The organism is Aeromonas piscicola (assembly GCF_000820005.1).
Lineage (GTDB): Bacteria > Pseudomonadota > Gammaproteobacteria > Enterobacterales > Aeromonadaceae > Aeromonas > Aeromonas piscicola.
The window spans coordinates 121,910-122,273 of the sequence record NZ_CDBL01000055.1 but is presented as its reverse complement, the minus strand read 5'-3'; the positions used below and the strand labels follow the sequence as shown (position 1 = coordinate 122,273).

Annotated in this window: 1 protein-coding gene; it reads left to right on the top strand. The window is 64.6% G+C overall.

What is annotated here, in order from left to right; translation table 11 throughout:
• On the top strand, positions 1–364 hold a 364-nt coding region (locus BN1128_RS13870), incomplete at both ends, for an NAD(P)-dependent oxidoreductase (protein ID WP_276325066.1).

The window sequence follows — 364 nt, the reverse complement described above, 5'->3', positions numbered from 1 at the left end:
ACCCCAGCTGATGAGCTGGGCCGAGCAGGGTCGTCTGACCGTCTGCGCCGCTGATTTTCACCCCGAACTGCTCGATGGCAAGTGGCTGGTGATCGCCGCCACCAACCAGCCAGAGGTCAATCATCAGGTCTTTCGCGAGGCGAGCCTGCGCCAGATCTTCTGCAACGTGGTGGACTCTCCGGCCCACTGCAGTGCCATCATGCCCGCCATCATCGACCGCTCGCCGCTGATGGTGGCGATCTCCAGTGCAGGCTCGGCGCCGGTACTGAGCCGCCAACTGCGGGAGAAAATCGAAGCCATGCTGCCGCAACACCTCGGTCAGCTCGCGGCGCAGGCGGGCAAGCTGCGCGAACGGGTCAAACTC